We start from the raw sequence: 13,129 nt of genomic DNA on the forward strand, positions 1-13,129 counted from the left end.
TGCTGTGTATGACGTGGTTATGTGATGCAGTGTGCTGTACTGTGATTTTTGTGTATAAGGGTGAGTCACACACAGAAGTGTAAACAGGGTAATTCGTCGGTAGCGTCAAGTGTTGATAAGAGACAGGGGGGGGGGCTGTGCGGGTAGCGCCATCAATCTTCATGGTCCAAGCCTGCCGAGGCCTCGGCCCGGACGCTTCGCAAGGCTCCGCCTCCTCTTTCCAGTCGCGGGGGAGACAGGCGGATTTGCCTTTCTCGCCAATTCCCGACCTGCTATCGCCCAAGCCGGGACTGTCTTGGACCAAGGACAGGTCTTGTATCCGCTCACCCAAGCGAGACCGGAGAAACGCTTGTCCGATCGAGAGGCGGCGTTGGGCGATCTGGCACGGCGGGCGATGTCGCCCGATCCTTCGGATGCGCCATGCAGGACATGTTCACATTCCACCGCGCCGTCCTGTTCGATGCGGGAGCGCGAGACCTGACATGAGTGGCCTGACCCAGCGGCTTCTGCCGGCCTTCCCCGTTCTGTTCGTGCTGCTCTGGTCCACCGGCTTCGTGGGCGCGCGATACGCCATGCCCCATGCCGAACCCTTCACCTTTCTGGCGCTGCGCTTCGCGCTGGCCATTCTGCTGCTGCTGCCGGTGGCGCTTTATCTCCTGCGCAGGCGGGGCGTTCCCCTGCGTCCTCTCGGCCATGCCGCCTTTGCCGGCAGCCTCATCCATGGCGTCTATCTCGGCGGCGTGTTCTTTGCCGTGCGCCACGGACTTCCGGCCGGCATTACGGCGCTCGTCGCCGGGCTCCAGCCCTTCTTCACCGCGCTGATCGCCCGCGCGTCCCTGGGCGAGCGTCTGACGCGCCGCCATCAGACGGGGCTCGCCATCGGCCTTGTCGGCGTGTTCCTCGTCGTCGCCCCCAAGCTGGGAACGGGCGCGGCCTTCGGGCCTGCGACGCTCGTTCCCGCGCTGATCGGCGTCGTCGCCATCGCGCTCGGCACGGTCTGGCAGAAGCGGTTCGTCACCGGACTGGACCTGCGCGTCGGGGCCTGCGCGCAATATGTCGGCGCGCTCGTGCCGGTGGCGCTCGCCGCGTTCCTGTTCGAGACGATGCGGGTGGACTGGACGCTGGAACTCGTGCTTTCGCTCGCCTGGCTCACGCTCGCCCTGTCGATCGGCGCGGTCATGCTGCTGCTCGTCCTGATTCGCAACGGCTCGGTCTCGAGCGTCGCCTCGCTGTTCTATCTCGTGCCCTCGGTGACGGCCCTCATGGCGTTCGTCCTGTTCGGGGAGCGGCTGACAGCGGTTCAACTTCTGGGAATGCTCGTGGCGGCTGCCGGCGTGTGGCTCGCGACACGAACCTCCGCGCGGCGGCGGGAATAGGGGGGACGCGAGGTCGCGCCCTTTGGCGCTCGCGCCCGCCCGTCGCAGCGCTTATATCTGCGACACGCTCCTCCGCCCGGCAAAGGCCGCCCCATGTCCAGTGTCCTGTCCTTCGTCGCTCTTGCTTTCATGGTCGCCGTCGCCGTGGTTCTGCTCATGGGGCTTCGCAACATGATGGTGGGCGGGCCGGGCAACACGTCGCAGAAGCTGATGCGAATGCGCGTCATGCTGCAGGCCATCGCCGTCGCGGTGATCGTGGCGGTGATTTACTTCGCGCGTTAGCGCTCATTGCCGAGCCTTTCGGCCCCCTTGCCCTAGTTTGCGTCTTTCGCGACAAACGGCGGCGGACGACGGGGAACGGGCGGTCATGGTACGGCTGAACAAGATCTATACGCGCACGGGCGACGACGGCACCACCGGGCTCGGCAATGGCGAGCGACGCTCCAAGGCGGATGCGCGGGTCGAGAGCTACGGCACGGTGGACGAACTCAACGCCGTGCTCGGGCTGGCCCGGTTGCACGCGACGGGTGAGGTGGACGCGCTTCTGGCGCGCATTCAGAACGACCTCTTCGATCTCGGCGCCGATCTGGCGACCCCCGAAACCGGCGAGCCCCTGCCGTTTCAGCGCTTGTCGATCATCCAGCCCCAAGTGGATGCGCTGGAGCGCGAGATCGACCGGCTGAACGTCGAACTGGAGCCGCTGCGCTCCTTCGTGCTGCCGGCCGGCACGCCGCTTGCGGCCCATCTCCATCTCGCGCGCACCGTGGCGCGCCGCGCCGAACGGCTGATGGTGGCACTGGGCGAGGTCGGCGGCGAGCGCGTCTCTTCGGCCGCGATTCGCTATGTGAACCGCCTGTCGGACCTTCTCTTCGTCATGGCGCGCCATGCCAACGACAAGGGCCGGGGCGACGTTCTCTGGGTGCCGGGCGCGAACCGCTGACGTTTGGGCCGTCATTCGAAAATTTTGACGTGAACGTAAAAGTCATCTAGTTTGGTTCGCGGGCGCGACTTCGACTTGAAGCGACGGTCGGTGCTTCATAAGAAAGAGCCAGGAAACACGGATCGTCCGACTCAGGGGGCTGCTCCAGGGCCGGCTGCGAGGAAAGAACGGCATGAAGATTCTTGTCTGCGTGAAGCGTGTGGTGGACTACAACGTGAAGATCCGCGTGAAGGCGGACGGCACGGGTGTCGAGCTCGCCAACGTCAAGATGAGCATGAACCCGTTCGACGAGATCGCCGTGGAAGAAGCGGTTCGCCTGAAGGAGAAGGGCGGAGCGGCCGAGATCGTCGCCGTTTCGATCGGCCCCGCGCAGGCGGCCGACACGATCCGCACCGCGCTCGCCATGGGCGCCGACCGGGGCATCCTGGTGAAGGCCGAGGGCACGGTCGAGCCGCTGGCGGTGGCCAAGATTCTCAAGGGTGTGGTCGAGGCGGAACAGCCCGATCTCGTGATCCTCGGCAAGCAGGCGATCGACGACGACTGCAACCAGACGGGCCAGATGCTCGCCGGCCTGCTCGGCTGGGGCCAGGGCACCTTCGCCTCCAAGCTCGAGATCGCGGACGGTCAGGCCAGCGTGACGCGTGAGGTCGATGGCGGCTTGCAGACCGTCGGGCTGACTTTGCCCGCGATCGTCACCACCGATCTTCGTCTCAACGAGCCGCGCTATGCGAGCTTGCCCAACATCATGAAGGCCAAGAAGAAGCCGCTGGAGGAAAAGAGCGCCGCCGATTTCGGCGTCGACACCACGCCCCGGCTGGAAGTCCTTAAGACTGCCGAGCCCAAGGGGCGTCAGGCCGGCGTCAAGCTCGGCTCGGTGGACGAGCTGGTTTCCGCTCTCAAGGGCGCCGGGCTGGTCTGATCCGACCCGCTTCCGCCGCTGCTTCTTTTGGATTTCGAGGTTCGTTCCATGACCACGCTTCTGATCGCCGAACACGACAACGCGCATCTTTCGGGCGAGACCGCCAAGGCGCTGACGGCCGCAAGCCAACTCGGCGCTGACGTCCATCTCCTCGTAGCCGGTGAGGGCTGCGCGCCGGTGGCCGATGCCGCCGCCAAGCTCTCGGGCGTCGCCAAGGTGCTTCTGGCCGATGCCGCGCTCTATGGCCATGCGCTGGCCGAGCCGCTGGCCGCGCTGATCGTGCAACTGGCCCCCGCCTACGGCGCGATCGTCGCCCCGGCGACGGCTTCCGCCAAGAACGTTCTGCCCCGCGCCGCCGCGCTTCTCGACGTGATGCAGGTGTCGGATGTGATCGCGGTGCATGGCGCGGACACGTTCGAGCGTCCGATCTATGCCGGCAACGCGGTGGAGACGGTGCGCTCGAAGGATGCCGTCAAGCTTCTGACCATTCGCACCAGCGCCTTCGCGGCGGCGGGCGAGGGGGGCTCGGCCGCTATCGAAAACGTTTCAGGGGCGAGCGATCCGGCCGTGTCGCGCTTCGTCGGCCAGGAGGTCGCCCATTCCGAGCGGCCCGAACTGTCGGGCGCCAAGATCGTGGTGTCGGGCGGCCGCGCGCTGGGCTCCAAGGAGAAGTTCGAGGAGGTCATGCTGCCGCTGGCCGACAAGCTCGGCGCGGCCGTGGGCGCCAGCCGCGCGGCGGTGGACGCCGGCTATGCCCCGAACGACTGGCAGGTCGGCCAGACCGGGAAGGTCGTGGCGCCCGATCTTTATGTCGCGGCCGGAATCTCGGGCGCGATCCAGCATCTCGCCGGCATGAAGGATTCCAAGGTCATCGTCGCCATCAACAAGGATGAGGACGCGCCGATCTTCCAGGTCGCGGATTATGGGCTGGTCGGCGATATTTTCACGCTCGTGCCGGAACTGACCGGCAAGCTCTGATCCTCTCACCGAAAGGTCGCTGCCATGAGCGAAGTGCGAACCGTCGGCGTCATCGGCGCGGGTCAGATGGGAACGGGGATCGCGCAGGTCTGCGCGCTCGCCGGGTTCGACGTCGTGCTTTACGATGTCAGCTTCGAGCAGGCGCGCCAGGGCGTCGCCAAGGTGCAGGCGGGGCTGGACCGGCAAGTGGCGGGCGAGAAGATCGCCGCCACCGAGCGCGACGAAGCGCTGGCCCGGCTGAAGGCCGCCGATGGCGTCAACGATCTCGCCCCCTGCGATCTCGTGATCGAGGCGGCGACCGAGAAGGAAGAGATCAAGCGGCGCATCTTCGCGCAGGTCTGCCCGGTGCTGCGGCCGGACGCGATTCTGGCCTCCAACACCTCCTCCATCTCGATCACGCGGCTGGCGGCCGGCACCGACCGGCCCGAGCGCTTCCTCGGCATTCATTTCATGAATCCCGTGCCGGTGATGAAGCTGGTGGAACTCGTGCGCGGCATCGCCACCGATGATGCGGTGTTCGAGGCGTCCAAGGCCGTCGTGCAGAAGCTCGACAAGACGATCATCGTGTCGGAGGATTTTCCCGGCTTCATCGTCAATCGCATCCTGATCCCGATGATCAACGAGGCGATCTACACGCTGCACGAGGGCATCGGCTCGGTGGAATCGATCGACGCCTCCATGCGGCTCGGCGCCAACCATCCGATGGGCCCGTTCCAGCTCGCCGACTTCATCGGCCTGGATACCTGCCTGTCGATCATGCAGGTGCTGCACGACGGGCTGGCCGATTCCAAATATCGCCCTTGCCCGCTTCTGGTGAAATATGTCGAGGCCGGCTGGCTCGGCCGTAAGACCAAGCGCGGCTTCTACGACTATCGCGGCGAGACGCCGGTGCCGACACGCTAGCGCCTATGGATCGACAAGAGCGAGGTTGAAAGCGCGGAGCGAAACCACGCGCGCTTCGCTCCGCAGGTCCGGTCCACTCTTGCCGCCAGTCACTCCTGCGCTCCGGCTCTAAGGCCGCCTCAACCTTCCCGATTCTTCATCCAAGGTGACGATGAGGGAAACTCCGCACAACCCCGAAATACGACTCAGCGATGCGCTCCGATGGCGATGCGCCGTGTGCCAATCCTGCCGACCGTGCCTGCCGCGTCGGGGCCGGTGAGTCCGAGATAGTCTGTGTTGAAGGTCTCACCATAGCGGGCGGCTCCCGATGTCGTCCCGGCAAAACGCTTGGCCAGCGAAGTCAGCCAGAGCGACATCCCCTCGTCGGAGGCGATGGTCGCGACATTCGGTCCGATATTGGCGATGGCCGCACCCTGATCGGCGCCGGCAATGAAGGCTTTCATGGATCCGTTGGGAAGCCACATTTCGCTGTAGATCGATGCGTAGATGTTCGTGGCGGCCGAATCCGGGATCTTCACTTTCTCGACGCTGCCGGGGATCTGCGCGGCCGCTTCCGCCTTCGCGAAATCCTGGGTAACGGATACTGCCGTCTGTCCAACCTGTTTGCGGGCATCGCTCGCCTGATGGAATGGATTGACAAGAAAGCCGCAATCCGTCGCGCCACGACACCACAGGAAATCCCGCATCTGCGCAATACGATTGCGGGTCGGGCTGTTGCGGAAGAAGCCGTAGCAGGCCGCGAAAACGAGATCGTTATAGATCGCGGGCACGGTCTGCGTTCTCCCCGCTTTGGCCCATTCGCGCCACTTGGGGCCCTTCGCGAGGGCTTCCAGAATGAAGGCGCGACGAACGATCTTATTCTCCGGGTTGAAGAAGGACTTTTCGAATTCGAGACGGGTCATCGGCATGGCGATGTTCTCCTGACGGAACTCGCTGAGCGCTAACAGCCGCGTCGTTGTTGCGACAATATCCCGACTGCCGATGGAAGGGCAAAAGGCGGTTTTCGAGACGCACGGACAAGAAATACCCTCGAACTCCAGCCGCGCGGACAGTCCCGCATGTCGGAGCCCCGCCCCGCCAGAGCACATCCGTCGAACATAGGTTCGCCTGATGTGCTCTGGCACTTTCTTCTCGCATTGCCCGCGAGCGAAAGCCGATCCGGCTTTCGCTGGAAATGTTCTAGCTCCCGCTTCCCGCGCCCTTCAACACATCCACCAGCGCCAGCGCATCCGGGCTCGACCAATGCGCCGGGCCGTTGATCGCGGCCTGCGCGCAGCCTTCGGCATCGACCAGCAGCGTCACCGGCAGGCCCACTGCCGCGCTCGCCTTCTTCAACTCGTTGAAGACGCCCATCGTCTCGTCGCGGAAGAAGGGCAGGGCGGTGAGCTTGGTTTCTTCGTAGAAGCCCTTGGGCTTGGCGACGTCGCCCATGTCGATATTGATCGGCACCACGGCGAAGCTCTCGTCGCCCGCCGTCTTCTCCAGCTCGTCCAGCGCCGGCATCTCGGCCCGGCAGGGCGCGCACCAGGTCGCCCAGAGATTGACGAGCAGCGACTGACCCTTCATCGCGCCAAGACTCGTGGCTTGGCCGTTCGCGTCCTTGAAGGCGAGATGGGAAACGTCGATGGGCTGGTCGAGCAGCGCGACCGCCGCGACCTCGCCATGCGCCGCCTTGTCCAGCGACTGACGCAAACCGTCCTTGAGCGGGCAGGTGCCCGCCACGCTTGCGTTGCCAGAGCGCGTTTCCATCACGTATACGCCGAGCGCACCGGCAAGAACGCCGGCCAGGAGAGCAAGGCCGACGATCCCTTTCGTTCCACGCTTCGGCGTCCGGGGCGGCTGGGATGGGAGGTCCGACATCGGCAGAAGGGCCTTTTCGTGAGCGGCAAGACAAGCAACGAAATGTGGGGCGGACGCTTCGCTTCGGGCCCCAGCGCGATCATGGAAGCGATCAACGCCTCCATTTCCTTCGACAAGCGGCTTTACCGCGAAGACATCGCCGGGTCGATTGCCCATTCGGCCATGCTCGCCGCCCAAGGCATCATTTCTCAAGGAGACGCGGCGGAAATCAGGCGCGGCCTCGAACAGATCCACGACGAAATCGACGAGGGCCGCTTCGAGTTCTCGGTCGCGCACGAGGACATTCACATGAATGTCGAGGCGCGTCTCTCCGCGCTGATCGGCCCCGCCGCCGGGCGCCTGCACACCGCGCGCTCGCGCAACGATCAGGTCGCCGTCGATTTCCGACTCTTCGTGAAGAACGCGGCCGGCGATCTCGACCGCGCGCTGCGTCTTCTGATCGAAGCGCTGGTGGACCGGGCCGAGGAACATGCCGCAACCGTGATGCCGGGCTTCACACATCTCCAGGCCGCCCAGCCCGTGACCTTCGGCCATCATTGCCTCGCCTATGTCGAGATGGCCGCGCGCGACCGGGGCCGAGTGCAGGACGCGATCCGGCGCATGGACGAATCGCCGCTGGGCGCCGCCGCGCTCGCCGGCACCGGCTTCCCGATCGACCGGCACCGGACAGCCGAGGCGCTGGGCTTCCGTGAGCCGACGCGCAATTCGCTGGATTCGGTCTCCGACCGCGACTTCGCGCTGGAATTCCTGGCCGCCGCCTCGATCACGGCGACGCATCTGTCGCGTCTGGCCGAAGAAATCGTGATCTGGTCGACGCCGCAATTCGACTTCGTGCGCCTGTCCGACGCCTTCTCCACCGGCTCCTCCATCATGCCGCAGAAGAAGAACCCGGACGCGGCCGAGCTGGTGCGCGCCAAGACGGGCCGCATCAACGGCTCGCTCGTGGCGTTGCTCACCATCATGAAGGGCCTGCCGCTTTCCTATTCCAAGGACATGCAGGAAGATAAGGAACAGGTCTTCGACGCGATCGACAATCTGGCCCTAGCGCTCGCCGCCGTCACCGGCATGGTCAGCGATCTCCAGGTGAACGCCGAGAAGATGCGCGCCGCCGCCGGGGCCGGCTTCTCGACCGCGACCGATCTCGCCGACTGGCTGGTGCGCGAGCTCGGCCTGCCCTTCCGCGAGGCCCATCACGTGACAGGCCGCGCCGTCGCCATGGCCGAGGAACGGCGCGTGGCGCTGGAAGCCCTGCCGTTGGAGGATCTGCGCCAGCTCGACGGGCGCATCACCAATGCGATCTATTCGGTTCTCTCGGTGGACGCCTCCGTCGCCAGCCGCACGAGCTTCGGCGGCACCGCGCCGGACAACGTGCGCGCGCAGGTGCGCCATTGGCGCGAGCGCCTATCCGCCGAGGGGTGATTTCCCGGCGGGGACAGTCTATGCATCAAGGGCGGCCGGCGCGTTCCGGCCCCCATCTCCGGCAGAACGGACGGACGGCATGAACAGACGCTGCATCACTCTGGCGCTCGGGCTCGCATTGGCCGGGACTTTGGCCGGCTGCGGCGTGAAATCCGTGCCCGTCGCCAAACGCGCGGACGGTCAGGTCTCGCGGGCCGTGGTGGCTGCGCCCGACGGCACCGCCCGCCTGCCCAAGGCGACGCCGCTCGCCTCCACGCTTTCGGTCGTGCCGACCGAAGTGACCCGCAATCCCGGCGCGGACAAGAAACCCTTCTTTCTCGACGGCCTGCTTAACTAGTCCCCCCTTCGTCTCCCCGCGCCCGGCCATTTCCATGAACCATTTCGAATATCGTGACGGAATCCTCCATGGCGAGGGGGTCGATGTCAGGCAGATTGCGGCCGAGATCGGTACGCCCTTCTACTGCTATTCCACCGCCACGCTGGAGCGCCATTACCGCGTTTTTGCGGAAGCCTTCGCCGATATCGACGCGACCGTCTGCTACGCGATGAAGGCCAATTCGAACCAGGCCGTGTTGAAGACGCTGGCCCGACTCGGCGCGGGCGCGGATGTCGTCTCGGGCGGCGAGTTGAAGCGCGCGCTCCTGGCGGGCATTCCCCCCGAGAAGATCATGTTTTCGGGCGTCGGCAAGACGGCCGAGGAAATCGACGCCGGGCTCAACGCCGGCATCTTCTGCTTCAACATCGAATCCGAACCCGAGCTTCGCGCCATTTCCGAGCGCGCCGTGGCGCTGGGGCGCACCGCCCATGTCTCCTTCCGCATCAACCCGGATGTGGACGCGCGCACCCACGCCAAGATCTCGACGGGCAAGAAGTCCGACAAGTTCGGCATCGCCTTCGAGCGGGCGGAAGCGGTCTATGATCTGGCCGCCTCGCTGCCGGGCATCGCGGTATCGGGCATCGACATGCATATCGGCTCGCAGATCACGGAACTGGAGCCCTTCGATCTCGCCTTCGCCAAGCTCGCCGAACTCGTCGGCCGCCTGCGCGCCAAGGGCCATTCCATCACCCATATCGATCTCGGCGGCGGCCTCGGCGTGCCCTATCGCGCGTCCAACGAGCCCCCTCCCGGCCCGCCGGCCTATGCCGAGACGGTGAAGAAGCATGTGCGCGCGCTGGGTGCCAAGGTCATCTTCGAGCCGGGCCGGTTGATCGCGGCCAATGCCGGGATTCTCGTCTCTGAAGTCGTCTATGTGAAAGAAGAGGCGGGGCGCACCTTCGTGATCGTGGACGCCGCGATGAACGATCTGATCCGCCCGACGCTCTATGAGGCCTGGCACGAGATCCGCCCGGTCGTGGAGCCGGACGGCCAGTCCGACTATGTGACGGTCGATGTCGTCGGCCCGGTCTGCGAGAGCGGCGACTTCATGGCCAAGGAGCGCTCGCTGCCGGCTCTGAAGCCGGGCGATCTCGTCGCCATCGCCTCGGCCGGCGCTTACGGCGCGGTTCAGTCCGGCACCTACAACACGCGCGCGCTGGTGCCCGAAGTGCTGGTGAAGGACGACCGCTATGCCGTGATCCGGCCGCGCATGAGCGTGGACGAGATCATCGCGCTCGACCGCGTGCCGGACTGGCTCTGACGGATCGCGGTGGGCCGGGCGGCGCTTACGCGTGCCGCCCTGTCGCCCTTTGCCGAACGCGTCTGCATTGGTTGCGGCGCGTGGCCGCGCCGGGCCGCTTGCCCGTTCACGCCTTCGCGACGGCCTCGTCTTCGCCATAGAAACTGTTAGGTTATCTCGGACGAGCGGCTGATGGGCCGGGCGATCCGCATTCCGTTCCGGCGTTGCCCGAAGCCTATGGGTTTCGCGTGGGAGACGGGACCGAGGCCCGCCCGCCTGTCCTTGCCTTCTTCAAGCCATCGGCCCTGTGCTGGCGGCCCCCTTTGCCTGAAAGCGGCGCGATGGTTGAGCCTGTTTCTCCTTCCCCGACCGCCGCCCGTGGCCCGTTCCGGGCGCGCGCCAGCGCCGTCGCCTCGCTGCTTCTGGAGCGCGCATGGCCGGTTCTGATGGGGCTCGCCGCGCTGGTCGCGGGCTTTCTGACGCTCTCCTGGTTCGGCCTGTTTGCCGCCGCGCCCTTCTGGCTGCGGATCGCGCTGCTCGTCGCCTTTGTCGCAGGACTGGGTGCCATCCTCTGGCGCGCGCGCACGCTGCGCTGGCCGAGCCGGGCCGAGGTGATCCGGCGGATCGAGGCCGAGAGCCAGCTTCTCCACCAGCCCTTGCAGGTGCAGGCCGACCGGGCAGCCGGCGACGATCCGTTCGCACTGGCGCTCTGGCGCGAGCACCAGCGCCGCATGGCCGCGCGCCTGTCGCAGCTGCGCGGCGGGCATCCGCGCACGCGCACCTATCTCCTCGACCCGCTGGGCCTGCGCGCGCTGCTGGCGGCTCTTCTCGTCACGGCATTCGCCTATTCCTTCGGCCCCGGCGGCGGGCGGGTGAGCGACGCTTTGGAAGGCGGCGAGGTGCCTCTTCTGGCGGCGGCCCGCGTCGATGCCTGGGCAACGCCGCCCGGCTATACCGGGCGCGCCCCGATCTTCCTGTCGGGCGACAGCGCAGGCAGCGCGGTCGATGTGCCGGAAGGCACGATCCTCTCGCTGCGTCTGTCGGATGGGGAGGGCACCAAGGTCGTCTTCACACCGGAGGGTGGCGAGGCCGTGGCGCTGGCGCCGGTCACGCCCGAGGCGGCGGCCGGCCAAACCGAGGCGGCCACGACTTCGGGCGCCGCGCAATATGAGCTGCCGCTGGATGCCAATGGCTCGGTGCGCGTCGAGACGACCTTGCGCACGCTGCGGGACTGGCGCTTCGCGGTGCTGCCGGACAACCCGCCGACGGTGCGCTTCGACGGCGAGCCCAAGCGCGGGCGCGGCAACAATCTCGACATCGCCTTCATCGTGTCCGACGATTACGGTGCGAGCGCCGGCAAGGCGCTTCTGCAGGTGCGTGAGCCCGTCGCTCCCGGCGCGCGACCGCTGGTGCCGGTGCCCGACATCACGCTCGCCACGCCCCGCCGCACCAAGGGTGAGGCCAAGGGGCGCACGGCGATCGATCTCTCCGAAAGCCCCTATGCCGGGGCCAAGATGGCGATGACGCTTCAGGTGCGCGACGATGCGGGGCAGATCGGCGAGTCGCAGCCGGTGGAGGTGACGATCCCCGAGCGACGCTTCAACGATCCGTTGGCGCGCGCGGTGATCGAGCAGCGCCGAATTCTGGCGCTCGATGCCAACGCCGCAAGGCGCGTGGTGGATATGCTCGATGCGGTGACGCTGCGCGGCGATGAGTTCATTCCCAAGGCGACGGATTATCTGGCGCTGCGCGCCGCGCGCGAGCGCTTGGCACAAGCCAGGGACGATCGGTCGCTTCTGTCGGTCGTGGATTTCCTCTGGTCCATCGCGCTGGGGATCGAGGAGGGCGGTCTGTCCGTCGCCGAGCGCCAGCTGCGCGACGCGCAGGAGAATCTCGCCGAGGCGCTGCGCAACAATGCAAGCGAGGAGGAGATCGCCAAGCTCACGCAGGAACTGCGTCAGGCCATGCAGCAATATCTCCAGGCCATGGCCGAGGCGATGCGCAACATCCCGCCGCAGAACCAGAGCCAGATGGGCGAGATGCAGGAGATCCGCCCCCAAGACCTCGACCGGATGCTGGACCGGATCGAGAATCTGGCGCGCTCCGGCTCACGCGATGCCGCGCAGCAGCTTCTTTCCGAGCTGAACCAGATGATGCAGAGCCTTCAGGCCATGCGCCCCGGCCAGCAGGGCCAGCAGGCGCAGAACCCGATGCAGCAGCAGATGAACCAGCTCGGCGAGATGCTCCAGCGCCAGCAGCGCCTGATGGACCAGACCTTCGAAATGGGCCGTCAGGAGATGCGCCGCCAGATGGAGGCCGAGCGCGGCATGGGCGAAAACCAGCAGGGCCAGGAAGGGCAGCGCCCCAGCGGTGACGGTGGCCAAGCGCCGACGCAGGAGCAGCTTCAAGCCATGCGCGAGCGCCTCCAGCGCGAGCAGGGCCAGTTGCAGAAGGATCTTCAGGCGCTTCAGGACGCGATGAAGGGCCAGGGGATGCAGCCGAGCGAGGATTTCGGCAAAGCCGGGCAATCCATGGGCAAGGCCGAAGGCGCGATTGGCCAAGGCAATGGCGAGGAGGCCGTCGGCCAGCAGGGCGATGCCATGGCCGCGCTGCGGCGCGGCGCTCAGGACGCTATGCGCCAGATGCAGCAGGCCATGGGACAGGGCCAAGGTCAGGGTCAGCAGCCGGGCCAAGGTCAGCAGCCGGGGCAGGGGCAGTTGGGCCAGGGCACGGGGCCGGGCCGCCAGCGCTCGGGGCTCGACCCGCTCGGGCGCGAGCGCCAGACGCAGGGGCCGGATTTCGGCAGCGATGTCGGCGTGCCCGACGAGATCGACATCCAGCGCGCCCGCCAGATTCTCGACCAGATTCGCGACCGTCTGGGCCGCCAGCTCTCGCCGCAGGAAGAGAAGGATTATCTGGAACGGCTCCTGCGCACGCCTTGAGGGGCGTTGCGCTGGCGGGTGCCGTTCTGCCGAGACATACACCGGGCCGAATGAGTCGGCCCATGCGTTTCCTGCGTCTTCGAGCTGGAGCCAAAATCTCGCGAGGTCGCTTGGCCGGAGCGTCTCGCCGCTCGCCCTGTCGCGAATGCTGGACGCTGCCGCCGGCATCGGCCGCG

The 13,129-nt window shown here is 66.6% G+C and carries 12 protein-coding genes; 10 read left to right on the plus strand and 2 right to left on the minus strand.

The features are described from left to right. Positions 1–482: 482 nt before the first annotated feature. From NS365_RS01920 to NS365_RS01945, 6 genes are all read left to right on the plus strand, one after another. Positions 483–1,376 carry a DMT family transporter gene (locus tag NS365_RS01920; protein WP_058598596.1) on the plus strand — a complete coding sequence of 298 codons (894 nt, stop codon included), beginning with the start codon at positions 483–485 and terminating at the stop codon, positions 1,374–1,376. 93 nt (positions 1,377–1,469) lie between these two features. Beyond that, positions 1,470–1,658 carry a twin transmembrane helix small protein gene (locus tag NS365_RS01925; RefSeq protein WP_058598597.1) on the plus strand — a complete coding sequence of 63 codons (189 nt, stop codon included), beginning with the start codon at positions 1,470–1,472 and terminating at the stop codon, positions 1,656–1,658. Between the two features lie 85 nt (positions 1,659–1,743). Then, positions 1,744–2,316 carry a cob(I)yrinic acid a,c-diamide adenosyltransferase gene (locus NS365_RS01930; RefSeq protein ID WP_058598598.1) on the plus strand — a complete coding sequence of 191 codons (573 nt, stop codon included), beginning with the start codon at positions 1,744–1,746 and terminating at the stop codon, positions 2,314–2,316. Positions 2,317–2,488: 172 nt separating this feature from the next. Continuing rightward, entirely contained in the window at positions 2,489–3,235 is a 747-nt protein-coding gene (locus NS365_RS01935; protein ID WP_058598599.1) for an electron transfer flavoprotein subunit beta/FixA family protein, read from the plus strand. 48 nt (positions 3,236–3,283) lie between these two features. Then, entirely contained in the window at positions 3,284–4,213 is a 930-nt protein-coding gene (locus NS365_RS01940) for an electron transfer flavoprotein subunit alpha/FixB family protein (RefSeq protein WP_058598600.1), read from the plus strand. Between the two features lie 24 nt (positions 4,214–4,237). Then, entirely contained in the window at positions 4,238–5,116 is an 879-nt protein-coding gene (locus NS365_RS01945; RefSeq protein WP_058598601.1) for a 3-hydroxybutyryl-CoA dehydrogenase, read from the plus strand. 185 nt (positions 5,117–5,301) lie between these two features. Here the strand turns inward: NS365_RS01945 and NS365_RS01950 are convergent, their stop codons facing one another. Both NS365_RS01950 and tlpA read right to left on the minus strand, forming a co-directional pair. Next, entirely contained in the window at positions 5,302–6,240 is a 939-nt protein-coding gene (locus NS365_RS01950) for a hypothetical protein (RefSeq protein WP_153003615.1), read from the minus strand. A 55-nt stretch (positions 6,241–6,295) separates the two neighbouring features. Next, on the minus strand, positions 6,296–6,976 hold the full coding sequence (gene tlpA, locus NS365_RS01955; protein ID WP_058598603.1) for a thiol:disulfide interchange protein TlpA: 681 nt from the start codon (positions 6,974–6,976) through the stop codon (positions 6,296–6,298). A gap of 42 nt (positions 6,977–7,018) precedes the next feature. Here tlpA and argH point away from each other — a divergent pair, with 42 nt between their 5' ends. From argH to NS365_RS01975, 4 genes are all read left to right on the plus strand, one after another. Then, positions 7,019–8,395 carry an argininosuccinate lyase gene (argH, locus tag NS365_RS01960; RefSeq protein ID WP_058598604.1) on the plus strand — a complete coding sequence of 459 codons (1,377 nt, stop codon included), beginning with the start codon at positions 7,019–7,021 and terminating at the stop codon, positions 8,393–8,395. A gap of 79 nt (positions 8,396–8,474) precedes the next feature. After that, positions 8,475–8,732 carry a hypothetical protein gene (locus tag NS365_RS01965; protein WP_058598605.1) on the plus strand — a complete coding sequence of 86 codons (258 nt, stop codon included), beginning with the start codon at positions 8,475–8,477 and terminating at the stop codon, positions 8,730–8,732. 34 nt (positions 8,733–8,766) lie between these two features. Next, positions 8,767–10,032 carry a diaminopimelate decarboxylase gene (lysA, locus tag NS365_RS01970; protein WP_058598606.1) on the plus strand — a complete coding sequence of 422 codons (1,266 nt, stop codon included), beginning with the start codon at positions 8,767–8,769 and terminating at the stop codon, positions 10,030–10,032. Positions 10,033–10,352: 320 nt separating this feature from the next. Then, a complete protein-coding gene (locus NS365_RS01975) occupies positions 10,353–12,953 on the plus strand; it encodes a TIGR02302 family protein (protein WP_058598607.1) in 2,601 nt (866 codons plus the stop codon). Positions 12,954–13,129: the final 176 nt, after the last annotated feature.

Origin of the sequence: Aureimonas ureilytica (genome assembly GCF_001475935.1) — a bacterium.
Taxonomy (GTDB): domain Bacteria; phylum Pseudomonadota; class Alphaproteobacteria; order Rhizobiales; family Rhizobiaceae; genus Aureimonas; species Aureimonas ureilytica_A.

Excerpts from the sequence above, each read along its gene's own strand:
- NS365_RS01920 (WP_058598596.1), top strand. The coding sequence starts at position 483 with ATGAGTGGCCTGACCCAGCGGCTTCTGCCGGCCTTCCCCGTTCTGTTC.
- NS365_RS01925 (WP_058598597.1), top strand. The coding sequence starts at position 1,470 with ATGTCCAGTGTCCTGTCCTTCGTCGCTCTTGCTTTCATGGTCGCCGTC.
- NS365_RS01930 (WP_058598598.1), top strand. The coding sequence starts at position 1,744 with ATGGTACGGCTGAACAAGATCTATACGCGCACGGGCGACGACGGCACC.
- NS365_RS01935 (WP_058598599.1), top strand. The coding sequence starts at position 2,489 with ATGAAGATTCTTGTCTGCGTGAAGCGTGTGGTGGACTACAACGTGAAG.
- NS365_RS01940 (WP_058598600.1), top strand. The coding sequence starts at position 3,284 with ATGACCACGCTTCTGATCGCCGAACACGACAACGCGCATCTTTCGGGC.
- NS365_RS01945 (WP_058598601.1), top strand. The coding sequence starts at position 4,238 with ATGAGCGAAGTGCGAACCGTCGGCGTCATCGGCGCGGGTCAGATGGGA.
- tlpA (WP_058598603.1), bottom strand. The coding sequence starts at position 6,976 with ATGTCGGACCTCCCATCCCAGCCGCCCCGGACGCCGAAGCGTGGAACG.
- argH (WP_058598604.1), top strand. The coding sequence starts at position 7,019 with ATGTGGGGCGGACGCTTCGCTTCGGGCCCCAGCGCGATCATGGAAGCG.
- NS365_RS01965 (WP_058598605.1), top strand. The coding sequence starts at position 8,475 with ATGAACAGACGCTGCATCACTCTGGCGCTCGGGCTCGCATTGGCCGGG.
- lysA (WP_058598606.1), top strand. The coding sequence starts at position 8,767 with ATGAACCATTTCGAATATCGTGACGGAATCCTCCATGGCGAGGGGGTC.
- NS365_RS01975 (WP_058598607.1), top strand. The coding sequence starts at position 10,353 with ATGGTTGAGCCTGTTTCTCCTTCCCCGACCGCCGCCCGTGGCCCGTTC.